The sequence below is a fragment of the Streptomyces sp. NEAU-sy36 genome (genome assembly GCF_013423905.1).
GTDB lineage: Bacteria > Actinomycetota > Actinomycetes > Streptomycetales > Streptomycetaceae > Streptomyces > Streptomyces misionensis.
In genome coordinates this window covers 822,136-845,815 of the sequence record NZ_CP058977.1, presented here as the reverse complement: position 1 = coordinate 845,815, position 23,680 = coordinate 822,136, and the positions used below count along the sequence as shown (strand labels likewise).

Here is a 23,680-nt window from a genome sequence, read left to right as displayed (position 1 = left end):
CACCCCCTCGCCGCGAGCGCCTCACGGCCTGCTCGCCGCCGGCGGTGGTGGTGTCGAGGGGCCCTGGGGGCGGCTGCCGGAGGGCCCGGTGCCGTCGCCCACCGCCGTCAGCGGGCGCGCGACGTCCTCCAGGGAACGGCGTTCCGCCCGTACCGCCAGGGCCGCCGCCACCAGGCCCGCCGCGCACATCAGGGACGCGCCGATGCAGAACGCCAGCACCGTGTCGCCGACCCGGCCGGTGCCGGTGAGGTCGGCGAAGAGCAGGGGGCCGCTGATGCCGCCGGCCGCGGTGCCCAGGGCGTAGAAGAAGGCGATCGACATCGCCCTGGTCTCCATCGGGAAGATCTCCGACACCGTCAGATACGCGCTGGACGCGCCCGCCGAGGCGAAGAACAGGACCGCGCACCAGCAGGCCGTCAGCGTCGCCGCGTCGAGCACGCCCCGGTCGAACAGCCAGGCCGTGCCGAACAGCAGCAGGCCCGACAGCAGATAGGTGGAGGAGATCATCACCCGGCGGCCGACCGTGTCGAAGAGCTTGCCCAGCAGCAGCGGACCGCAGAAGTTGCCGACCGCGATCACCGCGAAGTAGTAGCCGGTACGGTCGCTCGGCACACCGAAGAACTTGGTCAGGATGGCGCCGAAGCCGAAGGTGATCGCGTTGTACAGGAACGCCTGGCCGATGAAGAGCGAGAAGCCGAGCACGGCCCGCCTGCGGTAGCGGCCGAAGACCGTACGGGCGATCTCCGCGAACGTGACGCTCTTGCGCTGGTGGATCTCCAGCCGCGCGTCGGTCGCGGGCAGCCGGGTGCCCTTCTCCGCCTCCACCTGCCGCTCGATGCCGGAGACGATCTCCTCCGCCTCCCGGTCGCGGCCGTGGATCAGCAGCCAGCGCGGACTCTCCGGCACGTGCCGCCGTACCAGGAGGATCACCAGCGCCAGTACGGCGCCCAGCGCGAAGGTCAGGCGCCAGCCGACGTTCATCGGCAGCAGGCCCGTGTTCAGCGCGACGATGGACAGCAGCGAACCGCCCACCGCGCCCAGCCAGAAGCTGCCGTTGATGACCAGGTCGACCCGGCCGCGGTAGTTCGCCGGGATCAGCTCGTCGATCGCCGAGTTGATCGCCGCGTACTCACCGCCGATGCCGAAACCGGTCAGGAACCGGAACAGGAAGAACCACCACGCCTCCCATGAGACCGCGGTCAGCGCCGTCGCCACCAGATACACCGCGAGGGTGATCATGAACAGCTTCTTGCGGCCGAACCGGTCGGTCAGCCGGCCCCAGAACAGGGCGCCCAGACAGGCACCCGCCACGTACAGCGCGGCGGCAAGACCGGTGATCTGACCGGACGTGATCGACAGACCGCTGCCCGGTTCGGCCAGACGGCTGGCGATGTTGCCGACGACCGTGACCTCCAGGCCGTCCAGGATCCACACCGTGCCCAGGCCGATGACGATCGTCCAGTGCCAGCGGGACCAGGGGAGGCGGTCCAGGCGCGCGGGGATGTCCGTGGTGATGGTCCGGCCGCCGCCGTCGGCCCCGCCGGCTGCCCCGGCGCCCGTCCGGCCGGCTCTGCCGGTCAGGTCGCCCCCGCCGGTCCCGCCGCCGGAGCGGGCGTCGTCCGCCCGCCCGCCGCCACCGCCCGGCCCGCCGCCGTGCGGACCGCCGCCACCGACGCGCCCGTCCTCCCGGGCCCGTCGTCCCGCATCACCGGCCCCGGCCGCCCCGGCCCCCGGCGCCCCCATCTCGGCTCCTGTCATCGGCTCCCTCCTCGTCGAAGGACGCCCCTCCTGCGCGGAGAGGCGACAGCTCGACGGGTGCCCCTGTCCTGCCGATTCAGGCGGTCGAGGCGGCGAACAGGCCCCGGACCGGCCGCAGTACGCCACCCGGCGTCATCCGGCCGTCAGCCGCCCACCGCCCGCGACACCGTGAAGATCAGCAGTCCCGCCAGTGATCCCACCACCGTGCCATTGATCCGGATGAACTGCAGATCGCGGCCGATGTGCGCCTCGATCTTCCGGGTGGTGTGCTCGGCGTCCCAGCCCGCCACCGTGTCCGTGATGAGCGAGGTGATCTCCTTGCGGTAGGTGGACACCACGTGCACCGCCGCACCCTCCACCCAGCTGTCCACCTTCTCCTGCACCTTCGGCTCGTGCGCCATCCGCTCGCCCAGCGACAGCAGCGCCGCCCGCAACCGCATCCGCAGCTCGCTGCGCTCGTCCTCCGCCGCCGCCACGATCATCGACCGCACGGCCGTCCACGCGGACGCGATCAGATCCTGCACCTCGCCACGGCCCAGCACCTCGCCCTTGAGCCGCTCCACCCGCGCCCGGGTCTCGGTGTCCGACTGGAGATCGGAGGCGAAATCCGTGAGGAAACGGTCCAGCGCGCCACGCGCCGGATGCGACGGCATGTCCCGCATCTCCGCGCAGAAACGCAGCAACTCCTTGTAGACCCGCTCGCCGACCTTGCGGTCCACGAACCGCGGGGTCCAGCCGGGCGCCCCGCCCTGCACCGCCCCCATCACGTTGTCGCCGTGCAGCACCAGCCAGTCGTGCGCACGCGAGACCACCAGGTCCACCGCCCGCTTGTGACCACCGTCCGCGACGACCTTCTCCAGCAGCTTGCCCAGCCCCGGCGCGATCTCCCGGGCACCCGCCCGCCGGGTGATCGCCTCCCCCACCACCGCCTGCACATCGGAGTCCCGCAACACCGTGAGCGCGCCCCGCAACGCCGTCGCCAGCTCCGCCGTCACCCGGTCCGCGTGCTCCGGCTCGGCCAGCCAGGCACCCAGCCGGCTGCCGATGCCCACCGCCCGCAGCCGCTGCCGCACCACGTCCCGGGACAGGAAGTTCTCCCCCACGAACTCGCCCAGCGAGACACCCAGCTGGTCCTTCTTCGTCGGGATGATCGCCGTGTGCGGGATCGGCAGACCGAGGGGGTGCCGGAACAGCGCCGTGACCGCGAACCAGTCCGCCAGCGCACCCACCATGCCCGCCTCCGCCGCAGCGGAGACGTAGTCCGCCCACGCGCCCGCACCCGCGCCCTGGGCCACCTTGGCCAGCACGTAGACCAGGGCCACCAGCAACAACAGGCCCGTCGCGGTCGCCTTCATGCGCCGCACCCCGCGCCGGCGCTCCTCGTCGGCCGGAGTGAAGGCCGTCATCGTCCGGTACGACGCGGCCGGCCCGGCCGTTTCCGTCTCGGTAGGTTCCATCAGCTCCACCCGCTCGGTGATACCGCACACAATTGTCCCTTGCCGACAGACCACCGGAACGGAACGGGAGTTCCGGGCGTCTGTCCCGGCGGGGGAACGGACGGGGGCCCACCGGCGCACCCCGGCCCATGACGCATCATGGACTCATCAAGACCGGAGCCCGGGGCTCCCTCGCCCGAGGAGAACGACACAAGCGTGACCAGGCGTCATGACCGGGCCCCGGGGCAGGCCCGCACACAGCACCGCGCGAAGTACCTCACCCTGCTCGGCGCGCTCCTCGCGCTCGTCATCGCCGTATGCGCCGGCATCTACGTCACCGCCGCACCCGGCCGCGGCGCCCCCGCCGGCGCCCTCGCCGACGGCCGCCCGCACCGCGACTCCGCCGCCGCCCCCGTCTCCACCGGCACCTGGGTCGGCTCCTGGGCCACCGCCCCCGTCGGCGGCGAACCCGGCACCGAGACGACCGGCCTCGCGGGCCACTCGGTACGCAACGTCGTCCACGCCGACGCCGGCGGCACCAGCGCCCGCATCACCCTCTCCAACCTCTACGGCCAGTCCCCCCTGGACATCACCCACGCCACGATCGCCCTGCCCGCCGGGGACGCCACCGCCGCCGCCGACGCGGACACCATGCGCCGGCTCACCTTCAACGGCGCCACCGGCGTCGTCATACCCGCCGGCGAGGAAGTCGTCAGCGACGCCGTCCACCTGCTCATACCCCACGGCACCGACGTCCTGGTCACCACCTACTCCCCCACCCCCTCCGGACCGGTCACCTACCACCCGCACGCCCGGCAGATCTCCTACGTCGCCACCGGCGACCGCACCGAGGACTCCACCGGCGCCCCCTACACCCGGCAGACGCCCTACTGGCGCTACGTCACCGCCCTCGACGTGCTGAGCAACGAGGCCGACGGCACCGTCGTCGTCTTCGGCGACTCCATCACCGACGGCATCACCTCCACCACCAACGCCAACCGCCGCTGGCCCGACCTGCTCGGCGGCCGGCTGCGCACCGCGCTCCAGGACGGACGGCGACTCCCGCGCTACAGCGTCGTCAACGAAGGCATCAGCGGCAACCAGGTCCTCGCCGACGGCCTCGGCCGCCCCGCGGAGAACCAGAGCGGACTCGACCGCTTCGGACGCGACGCGCTCTCCCGCACCAACGTCAAGGTGGTCGTCGTCGACCTCGGCATCAACGACATCCTGCGCAACCCCCGCCTCGCCGATCCCGACCGCGTCCTCGGCGGCCTGCGCACCCTCGTCCGCGACGCCCACGCCCGCGGACTGAAGGTCGTCGGCGCCACCCTGATGCCCTTCGGGGGCCACCGGGGCTGGACCCCCGCCCGGGAGGCGGTCCGCCGGCAGATCAACGCGGAGATCCGCGCGGGCGGGGTGTACGACGCGGTCGTCGACTTCGACAAGGCGCTCCGCGATCCCTACGACCCGCGCCGGCTGCGCCCCGACTACGACTCCGGCGACCATCTGCACCCCGGCGACCGGGGCTTCGCGAAGATGGCCGAGGTGTTCGACCTGCGCACGCTCAAGGGCGCGGGGCAGGCGGAGCTGTGAGCGCGGGGCGAGGAATACTGGCGGCATGACCCGCTTGATCCTCGCCACCCGCAACGCCGGAAAGATCACCGAGCTGAGGGCCATCCTGGCCGACGCCGGACTCCCCCACGAACTGGTCGGCGCCGACGCCTACCCCGAGATCCCCGACGTCAAGGAGACCGGCGTCACCTTCGCCGAGAACGCCCTGCTCAAGGCGCACGCACTGGCACAGGCCACCGGGCTGCCCGCGGTCGCCGACGACTCCGGTCTGTGCGTGGACGTCCTCAACGGCGCCCCGGGCATCTTCTCGGCCCGCTGGTCCGGCCGCCACGGCGACGACCAGGCCAACCTCGACCTGCTGCTGGCCCAGCTCTCCGACATCGCCGAGGAGCACCGCGGCGCGCACTTCGCCTGCGCCGCCGCCCTGGCCCTGCCGGACGGCACGGAACGGGTGGTCGAGGGCCAGCTGCGCGGCACCCTGCGGCTCGCCCCGGCGGGCACGGGTGGCTTCGGCTACGACCCGATCCTCCAGCCCGACGGCGAAACCCGGACCTGCGCCGAACTGACCGCCGCCGAGAAGAACGCCATCAGCCACCGGGGCAAGGCGTTCCGGGCCCTGGTGCCGGTGGTGCGGGAGCTGGTGGGCTGAGCATGGAAGAGGGGCTGTCCGTCGGGCAGCCCCTCTGTGCGCGTGGGCCCGGTGGGACTCGAACCCACGACACACCGGACCTAAACCGGCGCCCTCTTGCCAGCTGGGGTACGGGCCCTCGACGCTGCGCCTACTCTACTGGCGCCGCGCGGAGTTTGTGACCGGCGCCCTCCCCTGTGCCAGATGCCGGTGAGGACACGGCAGTTGGGGCACATCAGCCGCCTCGTCGGAAAAGGAACGCGGCCCGCCCCCAAGGTTCCGGGGCGGGCCGTCGGCTGCGGAGCCGGAGGTTCAGATACCGAGGTCCTTGATGATCTTGGCGACGTGGCCGGTGGCGCGGACGTTGTAGAGGGCGCGTTCGACGGTGCCCTGTTCGTCGATGACGAACGTGGAGCGGATGACGCCCATGTACGTCTTGCCGTAGTTCTTCTTCTCGCCGTAGGCGCCGTAGGCCTCGGTGACCTTCTTGTCGGGGTCGGCGAGGAGGGTGACCTTGAGGGATTCCTTCTCGCGGAACCTGGCCAGCTTCTCGGGGGCGTCCGGGGAGATGCCGATGACGTCGTAGCCGGCGCCGGCCAGCAGGTCGAGGTTGTCGGTGAAGTCGCAGGCCTGCTTGGTGCAGCCGGGGGTGAGTGCCGCGGGGTAGAAGTAGACGATGACCTTGCGGCCCTTGTGGTCCGCGAGGGAGACCTCGTTCCCGTCGGCGTCGGGGAGGGTGAAGGCGGGGGCCACGTCCCCCGGCTGGAGTCGCTCGCTCATCGGACCAGCGTAACCGGGGGGCCTTGCGGTGCGGCGCGGGCCGGAGCTGACAAACTGTTCGGAACAGCAACAGCTCAATCCCGGCAGACTTCGGAGGCCGTACGGTGGCGGACACGGCGGACACCAGAACCCCGGCGCAGATCGAGGCGGACATCAAGCGCCGCCGCGAAGTGCTGGCCGAGACCCTCGACGAGATCGGGGTGCGGGTGCACCCGAAGACGATCATCGGGGATGCGAAGGCCAAGGCCGTCGCCAATATCGACCACACGATGGGCCGCGCGTATGTGCAGGTCAACCGAGTGGTGAGTGATGTCAGGGCGCAGTTCGCGGATGAGCACGGGCGGCTGCGCATGGACCGGGTACTGCCGGTGGCGCTCGTCGTCGTCGGGGTCGGGGGCCTGCTCGCCCTGTCCCGGCGGCGCGGGCGCTGACGGCGACGGCCACCCGGGCGACGACGGGCGCGCAGAAGGCAGGTAGGTTCGAGGCGTGAGCGCCAACAGAAACCAGCAGAGCACCCCGCAGCACGACAAGCTGCCCATCCGGATGCTGCACGACCGGGTGCTGGTCAAGCAGGAGTCCGGTGAGGGCGAGCGGCGGTCCGGGGGCGGCATTCTGATTCCCGCGACGGCGGCGGTCGGGCGTCGGCTGGCCTGGGCCGAGGTCGTCGCGGTCGGTCAGAACGTACGGACCGTGGAGCCCGGTGACCGGGTGCTGTTCGACCCGGAGGACCGGGCCGAGGTCGAGGTGCGGGGCGTGGCGTACGTGCTGATGCGCGAGCGTGATCTGCACGCCGTGGCCGCGGACCGGTTCGAGGGGTCGCAGGACTCCACCGGGCTGTATCTGTGAGGCCGTAGCGTCCGGCACGGGACGCGTGCGAGAAGGGCTGGTGACCATGGTCACCAGCCCTTCTTGTCGTGCTTTTGCTAGCTTCGAAGGGAGCCCGACGAGACGCGCCGTACCGGGATGCAGGCAAAGACGACGCACCGCGGAGAAACGTCGTTCGTCTCGGAGGTGCCGTCGTGGCCTGGGTTCTGCTTGTCGTGGCCGGTCTGCTGGAGGTCGGCTGGTCGGTCGGCATGAAGTACAGCGAGGGCTTCACCCGGCCGGTGCCCAGTGTGCTCACCGGTGCGGGCATCGTCGCCAGCATGGTGCTGCTGTCGTACGCCGCGAGGACCCTGCCGATCGGTACGGCCTACGGGGTGTGGGTCGGGATCGGCGCGGCCGGTGCGGCGGTGCTCGGCATGGTGGTGTTCGGTGAGCCGGTCACCGCCGCCCGGATCTTCTTCGTGTGTCTGCTGCTGGTCGCCGTCGTGGGGCTGAAGGCGACCGGCGGTCATTGAGCCGGGCTCAGAGCCCGGTTCCCGTGCCTCCTGGCCCGGTGCCCGTGCCGGTGCCGTCCGTCGTGCCGCCTCCGGTGGCCGTGCCGCCGCCGGGGGTGCCGCCGCCCGGTGCGCCGCCGGTGCCGGGGTCGCCGCCGGTCGCGGCGCCGCCGGTGCCCGGGTCGCCGGCGGTGGTGCCGCCGTCGGTGGCCGGGGTGCCGCCGGTGTCGGCGGTCCCGCCGGTCGCGGCGCCGCCGGTGCCCGTGTCACCCGCGGTGGTGCCGCCGTCGGTGGGGGTGCCGCTGGGGGTGCCGCTCGGGGTGCCGGTGCCGCCGTTGTCCTGGCCGTCGGTGCCGGCGGACTGGCTCGGGTCGCCCGGGCCGGGCGGCTGCGGCTGGTCGGCGCCGGGCTGGAGCTGGAGGTCGAAGCTCGCGACGGCGCTGTTCTGCAGGGCGTCGTGGGTGTACTGGGCCCAGATCTGGGTGGGCGGGCCGCCACCGTTCATGCGGGCCTGGCCGAGGGCGCCGTACAGCGGCATGTGCTTGGCGGTGACCGGGTCCTGCCCCATCACGGAGACCACCGTGGCGAGGTCGGGGGTGTAGCCGGCGAACCAGGCGGCGGTGTCGTTCTCGGCGGTGCCGGTCTTGCCGGCCGCCGGACGGCCCGCGGCCTTGGCGGCGGTGGCGGTACCGCCCTCGACCACGCTCCGCAGCATGGAGGTGGTGGTGTCGGCGGCGGCCCGGCTGACGACCTGCTTGACCGGCTGGTCGGGCAGCGTGACGTCGTCGGTGCCGTTCCGGGTGACCTTCTTGACCAGGGTGTACGTGCCGTGCTTGCCGTGGTTGGCGAGCGTGGCGTACGCCTCCGCCATGTCCAGGACGCTGGCGGTGGCGGTGCCGAGCGCGATCGAGGGGTACGGCTGGAGGTCCGGGGTGTCCGAGGGGATGCCCAGGTCGATCGCGGTCTGCTTGACCTTGGAGGGGCCGACGTCGACGGCCATCTGCGCGTACACCGCGTTCACCGAGAGGTCGGTGGCCTTGGTGACGGTGATCTGCCCGTACGACTTCTGGTCCTCGTTCTGCGGGGCGTAGCCGCCGCCGGTCCAGCCCTGCACGGGGCGCTCGTTGGTGCCGTCGTACTGGGTGTTCGGGGTGATGGGGCGGCCGTCCTGGGTGGTGGAGCCGTTCTGCACCGCGGAGGTGAAGACGAAGGGCTTGAAGGTGGAGCCCACCTGGAAGTCGCCGCGGGTCGCGCCGTTGGTGTACTGCTTCACGTAGTCGATGCCGCCGTACATCGCGACGACCTCGCCGGTCTTGGGGTCGACGGAGGCGCCGCCGGCCCGGACGTAGCTGTCGACCTTGTTGTTCTTCTTGTCCAGCTTGGAGACCAGCTGGTCGTCGACGGCCTTGACGAAGGCGTCCTGGCGGGGCTTCTGGATGGTGGTGGTGATGCGGTAGCCGCCGGCCGCGAGCTGGTCGGCGTCGATGATGTTGTTGCTGGTCAGGTACTGCTTGACCGCCTCGACGAGGTAGCCGCGCTGACCGGACAGGCCGGTGGAGGTCGTCTGCTCCTTGGGCATCGGGAACTTCATGCCGGCGCGCTCGGACTGGCTGAGCCAGCCCTGCTTGACCATGCCGTCCAGGACGTAGTTCCAGCGGGCCAGGGCGGCGGACTTGTTCTCGGGGTGGGCGACGACGTCGTACTCGCTGGGCGCGTTGACGAGCGCGGCGAGGTAGGCGGCGCGGGCCGGGTCGAGGTCCTTGGCGTCGCGGCCGTAGTAGGCCTGGGCGGCGGCCTGGATGCCGTAGGCGTTGCGGCCGAAGTAGCTGGTGTTGAGGTAGCCCTCGAGGATGTCGTCCTTGGACTTGTTCCGGTCGAGCTTGATGGAGATGAAGAATTCCTTGGCCTTGCGGGTGACCGTCTGTTCCTGGGCCAGGTAGTAGTTCTTCACGTACTGCTGGGTGATCGTGGAGCCGGACTGCTTGCCCTTGCCGGTCGCGGTGTTCCAGGCGGCGCGGATCATCGCCTTGGGGTCGACGGCGGACTCGGTGTAGAAGTCCCGGTCCTCGGCGGCCAGTACGGCGTGCTGGGCGGCCTTGGAGACCTGCGCGAGGGAGACGTTCTCGCGGTTGATCTCGCCGTCGCGGGCGAGCTGGGAGCCGTCGGCGTAGAGGTAGACGTTGCCCTGTTTGGTGGCGAGGGCGTTGGCCGGCGGGATGTTGACGAGCGAGTAGCCCACGAAGAACAGGCCGACGATCGCGAGCACGGCGACGATGAAGGTGCCGAGCGCCATCCGCCAGGTGGGCAGGAGCCGCCGCCAGCCGGTGCGCTTGGGCCGCTTGGGCTTCTTGCCCTTGCCCGCGCCGGGGTCGTCCGAGGCGGCGGCGAGGGCGGTGGTCTGGGCTTCGGGGGCGTGGGCGGTCGGCCGGGGTCCGGTGCCGGAGTCGGGCTGACCGGGGGTGGGGCCGGAGCCGCCGGGGGTGGCGGCGCCGGCCGCGGAGCCGGCGGCTGCCGTGCCCGCGGCTCCGGCCGCGCCCGCCTTCCCCCCGGCCGCGGCGGCGGGGCCGGCGGCTGCCGCGGCGCCTGCCGCGGCCGCGCCCGCCGCTCGGGCGGTCCGGGCGGGGCCGCCCGGACGGGTGCCGGTGGTGTGGGTGGTGGGGCCGGTCGCCTCGGGTCCGCTCGCGGGGTTCGCCGCGGCGGGACCGCCCGGCCGGCCCTCGCGCGGGGCGGTGACGCGGCGCAGCACCTGCGTGGTCTCGGGCGGGCGCGTGCCCGGGCCGGACTCGCCGGACTCCTTGGGCTCGCGGGGCGGCGTGATCCGGCGCAGCACCTGGGTGCTCTCGGCGGACTGCTGCTTCTCGGGCGTGCGGGCGCCGGGCACCTGCGGCTTCTCGCTGCCGGCGGGCGTGCCGGAGCCGCGCCGGTCGGTGCCCTCCTGTGCGGAGGCCGAGGTGGCGCCGGTGTCGGTGCGGGCGTCGCGGGCGGCCTGCCGGGCACGGGCCATGGAGGCCGTGCGGTCCTGGGGCGCGGGAACGGAACGACGGGTCCCGGTGTCCGCGGCGTCCGTCGCGGTGTCCTCGGTGTCCCGCTCGCCGCCGGCGCCCCGGTCCTCGCGGGACGTCTCGCGGCCCCGGGCGTCACCGGCGCCCGCGGCCTTTTCGGCACCGGCGCTCTTCGCGGCACCGGTCGAGTTTCCGGCCTCGCGGGAGTCCCGGGCGGCCCGGACGTCGCCCGCGCCGTCGGTGCCGTCGGTCGCGTCGACGCGCTGGGATCGCCCGGTGCCCTCGGCCCGGCCGGCGTGCCCGGCGCGTTCGCCCTGCCGCTCGGTCCGGTCGCCGCCCTCGGCCCGGCCGGTGTCCCCGGCCTTCCCGGTGTCCTCGGCCCGGCGGCCGGCGGACCGCGCCCGACCGGTCCCCTCCGGCTCCGCGGCCCGGTCCTCGGACCGGTCGGCGCGCCGGGGCCCCTCGGTGTCCTTGCTCCGGCTGGTCCTCTCGGTGCCCTCCGGGGTGTCGGGGGTGTCCCCCGGGGTCCCTGGCCCCTCAGCCGGCAGCGGCTTCTTCGGTGCCACGCCTTCCTTCGGCTGCTGCGGCTGTGGCTCGTCGCTCATGTCGTGCACGGACTCCTGTTTCGCGTCGTACGTTCCCGTACGCCTCGTACGCCTTGCCCCCCGTTTTGAAGACTCTCGCACCTGGCGTTCCGTTCCCGGTTTCCGGCACGCTTCCGCAGGGAAATGCGTGGCCGGCCGCCGGGCCTTCGGACTAGGCTCCTGCGCTTCGGTGTCGAGCGGTCCGAGGAGGTCGACTGGCGTGGGCGCGGGACGGTTGTACGCCGCTGTCGCGTTGGGGGGATTCAGACGGTACGCGACCTACAGGGCCGCCACTGCGGCAGGGGTGTTCACCAATACGGTCTTCGGGCTGATTCTCGTCTACACCTACCGGGCGCTGTGGGACCTGAAGCCGCATCTGGGCGGGTATGACCAGGCTCAGGCCATCACCTATGTATGGCTGGGACAGGCGTTCTTGTCGACGCTCGCGATCAGCGGCGGGGGCGTCGAGGACGAACTGATGGAACGCATCCGTACGGGGGACGTGGCGATCGATCTGTACCGGCCCGCCGATCTCCAGCTGTGGTGGCTGGCCGCGGACCTGGGCCGGGCCTTCTTCCAGCTGCTGGGGCGGGGTGTGGTGCCGTTCGTGTTCGGCGCGCTGGTCTTCCCGGCGTACCTGCCGGCGGACCCGGGCAGGTGGGCGGCGTTCCTGGTGGCGGTGGTGCTGGCGATGCTGGTCGGTTTCGGGCTGCGCTATCTGGTCGCGCTGAGCGCGTTCTGGCTGCTGGACGGCACCGGCATGTCCCAGATGACCTGGCTGCTCGGCTACTTCTGTTCGGGCATGCTGCTGCCGCTGAACGTGTTCCCGGGCGCGCTCGGCACGGTCGTGCGGGCCCTGCCCTGGTCCTCGCTGCTCCAGGCGCCGGCGGACGTCCTGCTCGGGCACGGGGATCCACTGCGCACCTATCTGTTCCAGGGCGCGTGGGCTCTGGTGCTGCTCGGCGCCGGGCGGCTGCTCCAGTCGGCGGCGACGCGGCGGGTGGTGGTGCAGGGTGGCTGAGCGCGGGCGGCTCGCGGAGGGGCTGCGGGCGTACCGGCTGATCGCCGGGATGTGGATCAGGTCGACGATGGCGTACCGGGTGTCGTTCGCCATGACGACGTTCGGGAGCTTCGCGGCGACGTTCTTCGACTTCGTGGCGATCATGCTGATGTTCTCGCGGGTGGACGCCCTGGGCGGCTGGTCGCTGCCCGAAGTGGCGTTCCTGTACGGCCTGTCGGCGGTCTCCTTCGGTCTGGCGGACCTGGTGATCGGATCGATGGACCGGCTGGGCCGGCGGTTGCGGGACGGCACGCTGGACGCGCTGCTGGTGCGGCCGGCGCCGGTGCTGGCGCAGGTGGCGGCGGACCGGTTCGCGCTGCGGCGCCTGGGCCGGCTGACACAGGGCTCGCTGGTGCTGGGCTGGGCGCTGAGCCGGCTGGACGTCGGCTGGACGGCGGGGAAGCTGCTGCTGATGCCGCTGACGCTGCTGAGCGGCTGCGCGATCTTCTGCGCGGTGTTCGTGGCCGGGGCGGCGTTCCAGTTCGTGGCACAGGACGCGTCGGAGGTGCAGAACGCGTTCACGTACGGCGGTACGACGCTGCTCCAGTACCCGCCGACGGTGTTCGGGAAGGAGCTGGTGCGCGGGGTGACCTTCGTGCTGCCGCTGGCCTTCGTCAACTGGCTGCCCGCGTCGTACGTGCTGGGGCGGCCGTATCCGCTGCAGCTGCCGGAGTGGGTGGCGGGGGCCCCGCCGCTGGTGGCGGTGGTCTGCTGCGTGCCGGCCGGGCTGGCCTGGCGGGCGGGTCTTCGTTCGTATCGGAGCACAGGGAGTTAGCCATGGACGGCTTCATCGAGCTGGACGGGGTGGAGAAGGTTTTCTCGGTGCGCCGCAAGACCGGGTTCCTCAGGCGGGAGCGGCAGGAGGTGCGGGCGGTGGACTCGCTGTCGTTCACCGTGGCGCGCGGGGAGATGGTGGGCTACATCGGGCCGAACGGCGCCGGGAAGTCGACGACGATCAAGATGCTGACCGGCATCCTGACGCCGAGCGGGGGGCGGCTGCGGGTGGCGGGGATCGATCCCTCGCGGGAGCGGTCGCGCCTCGCGCACCGTATCGGGGTGGTGTTCGGGCAGCGCACCACGCTGTGGTGGGACCTGCCGCTGATCGACTCCTACCGGCTGGCCCACCGCATGTACCGGATCCCGGACGCGCGTTACCGGGAGAACCTGGACCGGCTGGTCGAACTGCTGGAGCTGCGCGCCCTGTTGGACACGCCGGTGCGGCAGCTGTCGCTGGGGCAGCGGATGCGCGGGGACATCGCGGCGGCGCTGCTGCACGATCCGGAGGTGCTGTACCTGGACGAGCCGACGATCGGGCTGGACGTCGTGTCGAAGGCCAAGGTGCGGGGTTTCCTGCGGGAGTTGAACGCCGCGCAGGGCACGACGGTGCTGCTGACCACCCACGACCTCCAGGACATCGAGCAGTTGTGCTCCCGGGTGATGGTGATCGACCACGGCCGGCTGATGTACGACGGCCCGCTCGCCGGGCTGCACGAGGCCGGGGAGAGCGAGCGGACGCTGGTGGTGGACCTGGAGCGGGAGCTGCCGCCGGTGGAGGTGCCGTCGGCGCGGGTGGTGCGCGTCGAGGGGCCCCGGCAGTGGTTGGCGTTCCCCGCGGGGCAGTCGGCGGCGCCGGTGGTCGCGCGGCTGGCGGCGGAGTATCCGCTGGTGGACCTGTCGGTACGGGAGCCGGACATCGAGGCCGTCATCGCCAAGATGTACGCGGAGAAGGCGGTCTCGTAGGCTGCTGCCATGACCGACGACGCACGTGCGGAGCTGCGCGCTTCCGATGCCGACCGGGACCGGGTGGCCGAGGTGCTGCGCGACGCCCTCGCCGAAGGGCGCCTAGACATGGAGGAGTTCGAGGAACGGCTGGAGGCGGTGTACCGGGCGCGTACGTACGGGGAGCTGGCGCCGCTCACCCGGGATCTGCCCGCGGGCGCCCCGGCCGCGCCGGTCTCCTTCGTCAAGCAGCCCGCGCCGGACGCCGGTTGGGCGTCCCGGATCGTCGGCGGGGAGGGCTCCTCGTCCGGCGGGGTGGCGATCCTGTCGGGGTTCGAGCGCAAGGGCCGCTGGACCATGCCCAGGCGCTTCAGTTGCTTCACCTTCATGGGCGGCGGCGAGATCGACCTGCGCGAGGCGGACTTCGCCGACCGCGAGGTGGAGATCAACGTGGTGGCGGTCATGGGCGGGGTCCAGGTGATCGTGCCGCCGGGGGTCGAGGTCGTGGTGCGCGGCATCGGGATCATGGGCGCCTTCGAGCATCCCCGGGACGACGGGCCGCCGGAGCCGGGGGCGCCACGGGTGGTCATCGGCGGGTTCGCCTTCTGGGGCGGGGTCGGGGTGGCCCGCAAGGTGACGCGGGCGGAGCGGCAGCGGCTGAAGGAGCAGCGCCGGCAGGAGCGGCTGGAGCGCCGGGAGGGCCGGCGCGAGCTGCCCCGGTCGTCGCGCGAGGAGTGGCGCGAGGCGCACCGGGATCGCCACGAGGAGCTGCGGGAACGGCGCGAGGAGCTGCGGGAGCGCCGCGAGGAGTGGCGTGAGGAGCGGCGGGAGCGGCGTCGGGGGCTCTGAGGAGCGCCGTGCCGGGCGGCGGGGCGGCGTGGCTACGTGGTGCACACCTTGGTCAGCTCGCCCGCCGCGTCCGTGACCGGCCCGACGTCGGGCGTGCGGTCGCCGTCCTTCAGTGCCGTGCGGACCCGGCCTACGGCCCGGTCGAGGTCGTCGACGGCCTGGTTGACGTCGGCGCTGTCCGTCTTGTCGCCGATCCTGCGCAGATTGGTCTCGATGGAGTCGAGCGCGGAGTCGGCCCGCCGGGGGTCGTGCGCGGCGTCCTCCACGGCCTGCTGGAGGTCGGTGACGCTGTCGGCGATGGTGTCGGCGGTCTGCACGCAGTCCAGGGCCTTGTCCACGGTGCCGCAGCCGGTGAGGGCGGTGGTGAGCGCGGCGGTCGCCACGACGGTGGCGACGGCGGCGAGACGGCCTCGGCGTCGGCTGGCGCCCATGGTGGTGTTCACCCTCTCCTGATGTCCCCTGGTGCGGTACGGGTGCGCGGCGGGCCGGGCACCCGTACCGGTAGGACGCGAGGGGGGCGCCGTGGGTTGCCCGTCACCGGGCGAGCGTGGCCTCCAGGGCGGCGCGCTGGTGGGCGGCCAGGCTGTCGCAGCCGGCGACCGCGAGGTCGAGCAGGGCGTTCAGCTCGTCGCGGGCGAAGGGCTCGGCCTCGGCGGTGCCCTGGACCTCGACGAAGCGGCCGTCGCCGGTGCAGACGACGTTCATGTCGGTCTCGGCGCGCACGTCCTCCTCGTAGCACAGGTCGAGCAGCGGGACGCCGCCGACGATGCCGACGGAGACGGCGCTGACGGTGCCGGTGAGCGGCTGCCGCCCGGCCTTGATCAGCTTCTTGCCCTGGGCCCAGGCGACGGCGTCGGCGAGGGCGACGTACGCGCCGGTGATGGCGGCGGTGCGGGTGCCGCCGTCGGCCTGGAGGACGTCGCAGTCGAGGACGACGGTGTTCTCGCCGAGTGCCTTGTAGTCGATGACGGCGCGCAGCGAGCGGCCGATGAGGCGGGAGATCTCGTGGGTGCGGCCGCCGATGCGGCCCTTGACGGACTCGCGGTCGCCGCGGGTGTTGGTGGCGCGGGGCAGCATGGCGTACTCGGCGGTGACCCAGCCCTCGCCGCTGCCCTTGCGCCAGCGCGGGACGCCCTCGGTGACGGAGGCGGTGCAGAAGACCCTGGTGTCGCCGAAGGAGACGAGGACGGAGCCCTCGGCGTGCTTGCTCCATCCCCGTTCGATGGTGACCGGGCGGAGCTGTTCGGGAGTACGGCCGTCGATGCGAGACATGGCATGGAGCCTATCCGCAGATGCGGAAGGGGCTCCTCCCGCGTCGGGAGGAGCCCCTGTCCGTGCGTCCCGGTGGACGTCACATCATGTCTTCGATCTCCGCGGCGATCGGGTCGGCGTCCGTGCCGATGACGACCTGGACGGCGCTGCCCATCTTGACGACGCCGTGGGCGCCGGCGGCCTTCAGGGCCGCGTCGTCGACCAGCGAGGGGTCGGAGACCTCGGTGCGCAGCCGGGTGATGCAGCCCTCGATCTCCTCGATGTTGTCGATCCCGCCGAGGCCGGCGACGATCTTCTCAGCCTTGGTGGCCATGTTCCTTCTCCCTGATCCGAACCGCTTTGTCGCAGTAACCCACAGTTGGCCCATCTTCGCGAGCGGTCATGCCGTCCGTGCCGAATGATGGCGATCACGACAGCGGAACCGTCCGCGGACTGGTCTACACCAGCGGGGGGACGGGCGCCAAACCGCGTCCGAGTCGAGTGGCCGGAGGACGCCCATGAGCGAGGGGAGCGCGACCGGTGGCGGGGGCGGGGCCGGTGTGGTGCGGGAGCGCTGGGGCCGGCTGTTCCAGGGGCTCCAGAAGATGGGACGCAGCCTGCAACTGCCGATCGCGGTGCTGCCGGCCGCGGGCCTGCTGATCGGTCTCGGGCAGCCGGGCGTGGTGGGCGAGGGTGGGCTGGGCTGGACCGCGGCGGCCAAGGTGATGCGCGGCGCGGGCGGGGCGCTGCTCGACGGTTCGCTGGGGCTGCCGCTGCTGTTCTGCGTGGGCGTGGCGATCGGCATGGCGCGCAAGGCGGACGGTTCGACGGCGCTCGCCGCCGTGGCGGGGTTCCTCGTCTACTACGGGGTGCTGCACCAGTTCCCGCAGGACTGCCCGGCCGGTTCGCGGGCCCTGCCCGGCATCGGCTGCCGGGCGGGGAACGGCACGGTGGCGGCGTTCACCTTCCAGAACCCGGGGGTCTTCGGCGGGATCGTGCTGGGACTGCTGGCCGCGTTCCTGTGGGCGCGTTTCCACCGTACGAAGCTGGTGGACTGGCTGGGTTTCTTCAACGGCCGCCGGCTGGTGCCGATCCTCATGGCCTTCACCGCCATCGTGTTCGCGGCGCTGTGCCTGTGGGTGTGGCCGCCGGTCGGGGCCGGCCTGGAGGCGTTCGGCCGCTGGCTGCACGCGGCCGGGGCGTGGGGCGCGGGGCTGTTCGGCGTCGCCAACCGGGCGCTGCTCGTGGTGGGCCTGCACCAGTTCCTGAACGTGCCCCTGTGGTTCCAGTTCGGCAGCTACACCGCGCCGGACGGGACGGTGGTGCACGGCGACATCAGCATGTTCCTGGCGGGCGATCCGCACGCGGGCCAGTTCACCTCGGGCTTCTTCCCGATCATGATGTTCGCGCTGCCGGCCGCCGCGCTGGCGATCACGCACTGCGCCAGGCCGCACCGCCGCAAGGAGGTCGGCGGTCTGATGCTGTCGGTGGCGCTGACCTCGTTCGTCACCGGCATCACCGAGCCGATCGAGTACTCGTTCATGTTCATCGCGCCGGCCCTGTACGCGGTGCACGCGGTGCTCACCGGGGTCTCCATGGCGGTGACCTGGGCGCTCGGGGTGCACGACGGGTTCAGTTTCTCGGCGGGTCTGATCGACTACGTCATCAACTGGCACCTGGCGACCAGGCCGTGGCTGATCGTCCCGATCGGCCTGGCCTTCGCGCTCGTCTACTACGCCGTGTTCCGGTTCGCCATCACGGCGTTCGACCTGAAGACGCCGGGCCGCGAGCCCGAGGCCGGGAGCGAGGACGTCACCGGGGTCTGACGGCGTCGCCTGGGCGCCGCGCGGCCCGCTTTCCGGTGGCGGAACTCACGGTTCCTTACCGCACCTTCATCGTGCTACAAAAGGTCTACACCAGTGAGTGGTGTAGACCACCACCCGATGGAGGACAGTATGAGCACCGCCACCGCAACGGCGGCCCCCGCGAAGAAGCGGGGAACGGGCCTGTTCCAGGGCCTGCAGAAGGTCGGCCGGAGTCTCCAGCTCCCGATCGCCGTACTGCCGGCCGCGGGCATCATGGTCCGCCTCGGACAGGATGACATCTTCGGCAAGGACGGCCTTGGCTGGGACAAGGTCGCGACGGTGTTCAACGCGGCCGGCGGTGCCCTGACCGGATCCCTCCCCCTGCTGTTCTGCATAGGCGTGGCCATCGGCTTCGCCAAGAAGTCGGACGGCTCCACCGCCCTGGCCGCGGTCGTCGGCTTCCTCGTCTACAGCAAGGTCCTCCAGGCCTTCCCGCTGGTCGACCAGCATATCGACCACGGCAAGATCGTGGCCGCGACCTACAACGACCCCGGTGTCCTCGGCGGCATCATCATGGGTCTGCTGTCGGCCGTGATGTGGCAGCGCTTCCACCGCACCAAGCTGGTGGACTGGCTCGGCTTCTTCAACGGCCGCCGCCTGGTGCCGATCCTGATGGCCTTCGTCGGCACCCTGGTCGGCGTCTTCTTCCTGCTGGTCTGGGAGCCCATCGGCAAGGGCATCACGCACTTCGGCGAGTGGATGACGGGCCTCGGAGCCGGCGGCGCCGCCCTGTTCGGCCTGGTCAACCGCGGTCTGATCCCGATCGGCATGCACCAGTTCGTCAACACCGTGGCCTGGTTCCAGCTCGGCGACTTCAAGAAGGCCTCCGGCGAGGTCGTGCACGGCGACATCACCCGGTTCCTCGCCGGCGACCCGTCCGCCGGCCTCTTCCAGACCGGCTTCTTCCCGATCATGATGTTCGGTCTGCCGGCCGCCGCCCTCGCCATCGCGCACTGCGCCCGCCCCGAGCGCCGCAAGGTCGTCCTCGGCATGATGGTCTCGCTCGCGCTGACGTCCTTCGTCACCGGTGTCACCGAGCCGATCGAGTTCTCGTTCATGTTCATCGCCCCGCTGCTGTACGTGGTGCACGCGGTGCTCACCGCCGCGTCCATGGCGGTGACCTGGGGCCTGGGTGTGCACGACGGCTTCAACTTCTCGGCCGGCTTCATCGACTACGCGCTCAACTGGCACCTGGCGACCAAGCCCTGGCTGATCATCCCGATCGGACTGGTCTTCGCGGTGATCTACTACGTGGTCTTCCGCTTCGCCATCCTCAAGTTCGACCTGAAGACCCCGGGCCGCGAGCCCGAGGAGGAGGTCGAGGACCTCACCAAGGCGTGAGGCCGCCCGCCCGGCACGACGAAGGCCCCGGAACCCAGGAGGTTCCGGGGCCTTCGTGCGCGGGGCCGCCTCAGATCTCGTAGACCGCGCCCGGCGCGGCCAGTTCGACCGGTCCCGCGTAGGCCTCCCGCGCGTCGCGGAGGTTGGCCTCGGGGTCGGTCCACGGGGCGATGTGGGTCAGGACCATGCGGCGCACGGCCGCGCGGGTGGCCGTCTCGCCCGCCTCGCGGCCGTTGAGATGGAGGTCGGGGATGTTCTCCTTGCCGTGCGTGAACGCGGCCTCGCACAGGAACAGGTCGGCGTCCCGGGCCAGTTCGTCCAGGACGGGGGTGACGCCGGTGTCCCCGGAGTAGACGAGGGTCCGGCCGCCGTGCTCCAGCCGGACCGCGTACGCCTCCACGGGGTGGCGGACCAGGTCGGTGTGCACCGTGAAGGGGCCGATCTCGAACGTGGACGGCTTGACGGTGCGGAAGTCGAACACCTCGCTCATCGAGGAGGCGGAGGGGGTGTCGGCGTAGGCCGTGGTCAGCCGGTGCTCGGTGCCCTCGGGGCCGTAGACCGGCACGGGCGCGCACCGGCCGCCGTCGTGTCGGTAGTAGCGCGCGACGAAGTACCCGAGCATGTCGATGCAGTGGTCGGGGTGGAGATGGCTGAGGAAGATCGCGTCGAGGTCGTAGAGACCGCAGTGGCGCTGCAGCTCGCCCAGGGCGCCGTTGCCCATGTCGAGGAGCAGCCGGAAGCCGTCGGCCTCGACGAGGTAGCTCGAACAGGCCGATTCCGCGGACGGGAACGACCCCGAGCAGCCGACGACGGTGAGCTTCATGAAGCAGAAACCTCCGTTGGCGGGAGAACCGATGGGCGGGCCGAGGCTCCCCGGACGAGGACAGGACGAGGAACCCCGGAAAAGGGCTGACGGGGGTCGTGCGGGTCTGTCGAGCCTACGGCGCGAGGGGGCGGGCCGCTCCTCCGCCAGGGGCCGTTGTGGGCGAACTCACCTGTGCTGTCACCGGTTCGGCTGGACCCGGGGCGCACGGGAACGACAGGAGGGCGCGCGCCGGGCGGCACGCGCCGGTAACGTCGTCGTATGGACACGTCCTGGTGGCTGGCGCTCGCCGCGGTGGTGCTGCTCGCCCTGGTGGCCTCGCTCATCGACGGCTGGGGGCGCGGCCGCCGGCCCCGCGGACGACGACGGCTGCGGCCACCGGGCCTCCCGGGCGCCCGGGACGCGCGGGCGCCGGGCGGCCGCCCGTCACCGGGTGACATCTGGTGGGCGAACGTCCCCTTCGAGGACCGCGCGGAGGCCCGCGGGGCCGCGCGCGCCGCGTCGGCCGGGGCGGTGGGCGACGGGCCGGGGAAGGACCGGCCCTGTCTGGTGCTGGCCGTGCGCGGGGACCGGGCCACCGTCGCCAGGATCACCAGCAAGTTCCACGACGACCGGGCCGGCGTGATCCCGCTGCCGCCCGGTGCGGTCGGCGACGCGCGGGGCCGCCCCAGCTTCCTGCACACCGACGAGCTGCGCGAGGTGCCGGTGGGCGACTTCCGCCGCCGGGTGGGGGTGGTCGACCCGGTCCTGTGGGACCAGGTGCGCCACCTCGCCCGTTAGCTCTTCACGGTCACCGTGACCGTCCAGTCCTGGATGCCCTTGCAGGCCATCTGGCCCGGTGCGGTGGGCTGGGCGCACATGGGGCGGGACGAGGTCAGCCTCCCGGTGCCGGGGGCGACCGCGCGGTAGGCGGCCTCGGCGTCGCCCGGCCGGACGACGAAGCCCGAGTTGACGGCGGTGAGGGCACCGCCGGTGACGGTGACCGGCTTCCAGGGCCGGTCCTTGGTGCCGGTGAGGCCGAGCCGCACCTCGCCGCCCTTGGCCACGCAGAGGGTGCGTCCGTTGTCGGCGGCGGTCAGCCGCACCTGGTTCCGGCACACCGGGGCCTGGTTCCCGGGGACCGGGGAGACCTTCCGGCTCGCGGTGGAGCTGGTGTGGGTGCCACAGCCCGCCAGCAGCAGGGCGGTGGCCGCGAGGGCGAGGACTGTCGTACGGCGCATGGGGGGACCGCCTTTCCGCGGGGCCGCCGGTCGGCCCGCCTGGTGCCGGTGTGACGTACCGCGGCCCGCGACGGATCCCGCCGGACGGCAAAGGACCGGCCAACGAACGGATCCCGCACGCGGAAGGCTCCGCGTGCGGGATCGCAGGGTGGTTCGGGCGGTGCGGGTGATCAGCTGGTCGTCAGGGACGTGTCGTCCACGACGAAGCTGGTCTGGAGCGAGGAGTCCTCCACGCCGTTGAACTTCAGGGTGACCGTCTGGCCCGCCAGCGAGGACAGGTCGAAGGTCTTCAGCGCGTAGCCCGAGTTGGCGTTCACGTTCGAGTACGACGCCAGGGTGGTCGAACCGGCGGTGACCGTCAGCTTGTCGTACGCGGTGCTGCCGCTCTCGGCGGTGTCGATGTGCAGGTAGAAGGAGAGGGTCGCCTTGCAGCCCGCGGGGATCGTCACCGACTGGGACACGGTGTCGGTGTGCGAGGTGCCGTACCCGTCCATCCAGGCGTAGTACGAGCCGCCGTGCGCCGCCTCACCGGTGTCGTTGGTGATCACGCCGCTGCTCGCGGTCCAGCCGGTGTTGCCCGACTCGAAGCCCGGGTTGGCCAGCAGCTGGGACGAGGTGCAGCCGCCGCCGCTGGTGCCCACGGTCCAGGTGAAGGAGGTGGAACCGGTCGCGCCGGTGGAGTCCTTCGCGGTGACGGTGACCTGGTAGGTGCCCGCGGTGGAGGCGGTGCCGGAGATCACACCGGTGGAGCTGTTGATCGACAGGCCGGTGGGCAGGCCGGAGGCGCTGTAGGTCAGGGCCGCGCCCGCGCTGTCGGAGGCCTTGATCTGGAGGCTGACGGAGCCGCCGGTGGTGGTGGACTGGTTGCCCGGGTTGGTCACGGAGACCGTGTTGCCGCCGGTGCTGCCGCCCGAGGTGAAGGCCGCGGTGCCGTTCGGGGTGCCCCAGCCGGTCGGGCCGTCGTAGCCGGTGGTCGCCTTGCAGAAGTACGACGTGGTGCAGGAGCCGTTGGAGCCGCTGGTGACGTCGTTCAGGTTGCCGGTGTGGCCGTAGGGGTACTTCGCCGGGTAGTCGCTGGAGCCCGGGGTGCCCGCCAGGGCGTAGACGCCGGCGATGATCGGCGAGGAGGCGCTGGTGCCGCCGTAGACCGCCCAGCCGCTGCCGCCGTAGGTGTCGTAGACCGCGACACCGGTGGCCGGGTCGGCGACCGCGGAGACGTCGGCCTCCATGCGCTTGGAGCAGCCGGTGTCGGTCTGCCAGCTCGGCTTCGGGTCGTACGCCGAGCAGCCGGAGCCGGTGCCCTCGGTGGAGCTGGTGTTCCACACCGACTCGCTCCAGCCACGGGAGTTGGAGGAGGTGGTGAGGGCGGTGCCGCCGACGGCGGTCACGTACTGGGAGGTCGCCGGGTACTCGGCGCCGTAGCCGGAGTCGCCCGCGGAGACGGTGATCGCGACGCCCGGGTGCTTGAAGTACTGGGAGTCCTCGGTCGTCTGGGAGGACGCCTCGGAGCCGCCCCAGCTGTTGGAGACGAACTTGGCGCCCAGCGCGACGGCCTCGTTCTCGGCGATGCCGAGGTCGGTGTCGTTCGCGGAGTTGGCCTCGACGAGGATGATGTTGCAGTTCGGGCAGACCGCGCTCACCATGTCGATGTCGAGCGCCTCTTCACCGGCCCAGCCGCTGTCGTTGGTCGGCAGCGAGGTGGTGGAGCCGGTCTGGCTGACCTGCTTGAAGCAGCCGTTGGCCTTGGTGCAGGAGGACAGGCCGTACTGGGAGCGGTACGTGGCCAGGTCCGACTCGGCGTTGGGGTCGTTGTAGGCGTCGACCACCGCGACCGTCAGGCCCGAACCGCCCGTGGTGGGCAGGTTGTAGGCGCTGTGCAGGTTGGCCGGGGAGAGGCCGGAGGGCGCCGCGGCGGCGAGCGACGAGGCCAGCTTCTGCTTGATGTCGGTGCGGCGCTGCGCGAAGCAGGACACGTGACCGGGCGCCGCGTGGGCGGCGCACAGGTGGGTGGTGGGGACCTTCTGGCCGGCCTTGCCGGTCGAGTGGAAGGTCTGCCGCTCGGGTGCGGTCAGCGCCTGGTTGTTCTGGGCGACCTTGGAGGTGTGCGGGTGGGCCGCGGCGGGCTGGGCACCGGCCGTCGGCGCGGCGGCGAATCCGGCGACGGTCAGGGACAGAGCGGGGAAGGCGACGGCCAGAAGTCTTCGCATGCTTCGGGTGCGCCCGCTCGGGCGTGACTCACGCATGGGGTACTGCCTCCATCGGGAAGTGGGGTTTCTCGCACTGGTTGGCAGGCCCGTGACGCGCGTAGCGGCGACCACGCAGTCATGAGCATGACATCGCAGACACTCGTCCTGTCGGCTGAGCGTGACATGACAGGGTGCGGGAGGAACCTAGCCTCCGGCACGCTTCACCCGGCAGGGCCCGAAGGAATTCTTTGCTTCCCCATAGGAACGGCTTAGCCCCCTCGTGAGAG

General features: G+C 72.1%; 22 protein-coding genes, 1 tRNA gene and 1 riboswitch. Of the genes, 12 read left to right on the top strand and 11 right to left on the bottom strand.

The genetic code is table 11. The features are described 5' to 3' along the window. Positions 1-21: 21 nt before the first annotated feature. Positions 22-1,758 (bottom strand): MFS transporter, encoded by a 1,737-nt coding sequence (locus HZZ00_RS03760; RefSeq protein ID WP_257585645.1) that lies wholly within the window; start codon positions 1,756-1,758, stop codon positions 22-24. Between the two features lie 143 nt (positions 1,759-1,901). Then, a complete protein-coding gene (locus HZZ00_RS03755; protein WP_180330860.1) occupies positions 1,902-3,215 on the bottom strand; it encodes a DUF445 domain-containing protein in 1,314 nt (437 codons plus the stop codon). A 195-nt stretch (positions 3,216-3,410) separates the two neighbouring features. On the opposite strand from HZZ00_RS03755, the gene HZZ00_RS03750 reads away from it, so the two are divergent. After that, positions 3,411-4,787 (top strand): SGNH/GDSL hydrolase family protein, encoded by a 1,377-nt coding sequence (locus HZZ00_RS03750; protein WP_374028513.1) that lies wholly within the window; start codon positions 3,411-3,413, stop codon positions 4,785-4,787. A 25-nt stretch (positions 4,788-4,812) separates the two neighbouring features. Further along, complete coding sequence (gene rdgB, locus HZZ00_RS03745) at positions 4,813-5,415, top strand: RdgB/HAM1 family non-canonical purine NTP pyrophosphatase (RefSeq protein ID WP_180330858.1); 603 nt, start codon at positions 4,813-4,815, stop codon at positions 5,413-5,415. A gap of 43 nt (positions 5,416-5,458) precedes the next feature. Here rdgB and HZZ00_RS03740 read toward each other — a convergent pair. Together HZZ00_RS03740 and bcp are read right to left on the bottom strand one after the other, a co-directional pair. After that, positions 5,459-5,533, bottom strand: a tRNA-Leu gene (locus HZZ00_RS03740). 173 nt (positions 5,534-5,706) lie between these two features. Beyond that, positions 5,707-6,174, bottom strand: coding sequence for a thioredoxin-dependent thiol peroxidase (gene bcp / locus HZZ00_RS03735; protein ID WP_070027314.1), 468 nt, complete (start codon positions 6,172-6,174; stop codon positions 5,707-5,709). 104 nt (positions 6,175-6,278) lie between these two features. On the opposite strand from bcp, the gene HZZ00_RS03730 reads away from it, so the two are divergent. The 3 genes from HZZ00_RS03730 (at position 6,279) to HZZ00_RS03720 (ending at position 7,514) form a co-directional block, all read left to right on the top strand. Further along, positions 6,279-6,605: a DUF3618 domain-containing protein gene (locus tag HZZ00_RS03730; protein ID WP_070027312.1), complete on the top strand. Its 327-nt coding sequence runs from the start codon at positions 6,279-6,281 to the stop codon at positions 6,603-6,605. A gap of 112 nt (positions 6,606-6,717) precedes the next feature. Further along, a complete protein-coding gene (locus HZZ00_RS03725; RefSeq protein WP_374028541.1) occupies positions 6,718-7,020 on the top strand; it encodes a co-chaperone GroES in 303 nt (100 codons plus the stop codon). Positions 7,021-7,095: 75 nt separating this feature from the next. Beyond that, a riboswitch (guanidine-III (ykkC-III) riboswitch) is annotated at positions 7,096-7,159 on the top strand. Between the two features lie 34 nt (positions 7,160-7,193). After that, positions 7,194-7,514 carry a multidrug efflux SMR transporter gene (locus tag HZZ00_RS03720; RefSeq protein WP_180330857.1) on the top strand — a complete coding sequence of 107 codons (321 nt, stop codon included), beginning with the start codon at positions 7,194-7,196 and terminating at the stop codon, positions 7,512-7,514. Between the two features lie 7 nt (positions 7,515-7,521). Here the strand turns inward: HZZ00_RS03720 and HZZ00_RS03715 are convergent, their stop codons facing one another. Then, complete coding sequence (locus tag HZZ00_RS03715; RefSeq protein WP_257585911.1) at positions 7,522-10,323, bottom strand: transglycosylase domain-containing protein; 2,802 nt, start codon at positions 10,321-10,323, stop codon at positions 7,522-7,524. Positions 10,324-11,299: 976 nt separating this feature from the next. Between HZZ00_RS03715 and HZZ00_RS03710 the strand changes: the two genes are divergently transcribed. The 4 genes from HZZ00_RS03710 to HZZ00_RS03695 are packed head-to-tail and all read left to right on the top strand — an operon-like array spanning position 11,300 to position 14,707. Beyond that, positions 11,300-12,100 (top strand): ABC-2 family transporter protein, encoded by an 801-nt coding sequence (locus tag HZZ00_RS03710; protein ID WP_180330856.1) that lies wholly within the window; start codon positions 11,300-11,302, stop codon positions 12,098-12,100. Between the two features lie 49 nt (positions 12,101-12,149). Further along, positions 12,150-12,914, top strand: coding sequence for an ABC transporter permease (locus HZZ00_RS03705; protein WP_180333377.1), 765 nt, complete (start codon positions 12,150-12,152; stop codon positions 12,912-12,914). 2 nt (positions 12,915-12,916) lie between these two features. Continuing rightward, positions 12,917-13,879 carry an ATP-binding cassette domain-containing protein gene (locus HZZ00_RS03700; RefSeq protein WP_180330855.1) on the top strand — a complete coding sequence of 321 codons (963 nt, stop codon included), beginning with the start codon at positions 12,917-12,919 and terminating at the stop codon, positions 13,877-13,879. A gap of 9 nt (positions 13,880-13,888) precedes the next feature. After that, the gene (locus tag HZZ00_RS03695; protein ID WP_180330854.1) at positions 13,889-14,707 is read left to right on the top strand and encodes a DUF1707 domain-containing protein; all 819 of its coding nucleotides are present in this window, start codon (positions 13,889-13,891) and stop codon (positions 14,705-14,707) included. A 32-nt stretch (positions 14,708-14,739) separates the two neighbouring features. Here HZZ00_RS03695 and HZZ00_RS03690 read toward each other — a convergent pair whose 3' ends face one another. The 3 genes from HZZ00_RS03690 to HZZ00_RS03680 form a co-directional block, all read right to left on the bottom strand. Next, entirely contained in the window at positions 14,740-15,138 is a 399-nt protein-coding gene (locus HZZ00_RS03690; protein WP_180330853.1) for a hypothetical protein, read from the bottom strand. A gap of 103 nt (positions 15,139-15,241) precedes the next feature. After that, entirely contained in the window at positions 15,242-15,979 is a 738-nt protein-coding gene (gene rph / locus HZZ00_RS03685) for a ribonuclease PH (RefSeq protein ID WP_070027297.1), read from the bottom strand. Between the two features lie 79 nt (positions 15,980-16,058). Further along, positions 16,059-16,292 carry a glucose PTS transporter subunit EIIB gene (locus HZZ00_RS03680; RefSeq protein ID WP_070027295.1) on the bottom strand — a complete coding sequence of 78 codons (234 nt, stop codon included), beginning with the start codon at positions 16,290-16,292 and terminating at the stop codon, positions 16,059-16,061. 184 nt (positions 16,293-16,476) lie between these two features. Between HZZ00_RS03680 and HZZ00_RS03675 the strand changes: the two genes are divergently transcribed. Together HZZ00_RS03675 and HZZ00_RS03670 are read left to right on the top strand one after the other, a co-directional pair. Then, on the top strand, positions 16,477-17,784 hold the full coding sequence (locus tag HZZ00_RS03675; RefSeq protein ID WP_180330852.1) for a PTS transporter subunit EIIC: 1,308 nt from the start codon (positions 16,477-16,479) through the stop codon (positions 17,782-17,784). A 129-nt stretch (positions 17,785-17,913) separates the two neighbouring features. Then, a complete protein-coding gene (locus HZZ00_RS03670) occupies positions 17,914-19,164 on the top strand; it encodes a PTS transporter subunit EIIC (protein WP_146466710.1) in 1,251 nt (416 codons plus the stop codon). Positions 19,165-19,234: 70 nt separating this feature from the next. On the opposite strand, the gene HZZ00_RS03665 is transcribed toward HZZ00_RS03670, so the two are convergent. Then, a complete protein-coding gene (locus HZZ00_RS03665; RefSeq protein WP_180330851.1) occupies positions 19,235-19,987 on the bottom strand; it encodes an MBL fold metallo-hydrolase in 753 nt (250 codons plus the stop codon). A gap of 261 nt (positions 19,988-20,248) precedes the next feature. Between HZZ00_RS03665 and HZZ00_RS03660 the strand changes: the two genes are divergently transcribed. Continuing rightward, positions 20,249-20,767: a type II toxin-antitoxin system PemK/MazF family toxin gene (locus tag HZZ00_RS03660; RefSeq protein WP_180330850.1), complete on the top strand. Its 519-nt coding sequence runs from the start codon at positions 20,249-20,251 to the stop codon at positions 20,765-20,767. Here HZZ00_RS03660 and HZZ00_RS03655 read toward each other — a convergent pair. Further along, the gene (locus HZZ00_RS03655) at positions 20,764-21,207 is read right to left on the bottom strand and encodes a hypothetical protein (RefSeq protein WP_180330849.1); all 444 of its coding nucleotides are present in this window, start codon (positions 21,205-21,207) and stop codon (positions 20,764-20,766) included. The genes HZZ00_RS03660 and HZZ00_RS03655 overlap by 4 nt on opposite strands. 170 nt (positions 21,208-21,377) lie before the next feature. Then, the gene (locus tag HZZ00_RS03650) at positions 21,378-23,450 is read right to left on the bottom strand and encodes a putative Ig domain-containing protein (RefSeq protein WP_180330848.1); all 2,073 of its coding nucleotides are present in this window, start codon (positions 23,448-23,450) and stop codon (positions 21,378-21,380) included. Positions 23,451-23,680: the final 230 nt, after the last annotated feature.

Coding starts and splice junctions, on each gene's coding strand:
- HZZ00_RS03760 (WP_257585645.1), bottom strand. CDS start 1,758: ATGACAGGAGCCGAGATGGGGGCGCCGGGGGCCGGGGCGGCCGGGGCC.
- HZZ00_RS03755 (WP_180330860.1), bottom strand. CDS start 3,215: ATGGAACCTACCGAGACGGAAACGGCCGGGCCGGCCGCGTCGTACCGG.
- rdgB (WP_180330858.1), top strand. CDS start 4,813: ATGACCCGCTTGATCCTCGCCACCCGCAACGCCGGAAAGATCACCGAG.
- bcp (WP_070027314.1), bottom strand. CDS start 6,174: ATGAGCGAGCGACTCCAGCCGGGGGACGTGGCCCCCGCCTTCACCCTC.
- HZZ00_RS03725 (WP_374028541.1), top strand. CDS start 6,718: ATGCTGCACGACCGGGTGCTGGTCAAGCAGGAGTCCGGTGAGGGCGAG.
- HZZ00_RS03705 (WP_180333377.1), top strand. CDS start 12,150: ATGTGGATCAGGTCGACGATGGCGTACCGGGTGTCGTTCGCCATGACG.
- HZZ00_RS03700 (WP_180330855.1), top strand. CDS start 12,917: ATGGACGGCTTCATCGAGCTGGACGGGGTGGAGAAGGTTTTCTCGGTG.
- HZZ00_RS03695 (WP_180330854.1), top strand. CDS start 13,889: ATGACCGACGACGCACGTGCGGAGCTGCGCGCTTCCGATGCCGACCGG.
- HZZ00_RS03690 (WP_180330853.1), bottom strand. CDS start 15,138: ATGGGCGCCAGCCGACGCCGAGGCCGTCTCGCCGCCGTCGCCACCGTC.
- rph (WP_070027297.1), bottom strand. CDS start 15,979: ATGTCTCGCATCGACGGCCGTACTCCCGAACAGCTCCGCCCGGTCACC.
- HZZ00_RS03680 (WP_070027295.1), bottom strand. CDS start 16,292: ATGGCCACCAAGGCTGAGAAGATCGTCGCCGGCCTCGGCGGGATCGAC.
- HZZ00_RS03675 (WP_180330852.1), top strand. CDS start 16,477: ATGAGCGAGGGGAGCGCGACCGGTGGCGGGGGCGGGGCCGGTGTGGTG.
- HZZ00_RS03670 (WP_146466710.1), top strand. CDS start 17,914: ATGAGCACCGCCACCGCAACGGCGGCCCCCGCGAAGAAGCGGGGAACG.
- HZZ00_RS03665 (WP_180330851.1), bottom strand. CDS start 19,987: ATGAAGCTCACCGTCGTCGGCTGCTCGGGGTCGTTCCCGTCCGCGGAA.
- HZZ00_RS03660 (WP_180330850.1), top strand. CDS start 20,249: ATGGACACGTCCTGGTGGCTGGCGCTCGCCGCGGTGGTGCTGCTCGCC.
- HZZ00_RS03655 (WP_180330849.1), bottom strand. CDS start 21,207: ATGCGCCGTACGACAGTCCTCGCCCTCGCGGCCACCGCCCTGCTGCTG.
- HZZ00_RS03650 (WP_180330848.1), bottom strand. CDS start 23,450: ATGCGTGAGTCACGCCCGAGCGGGCGCACCCGAAGCATGCGAAGACTT.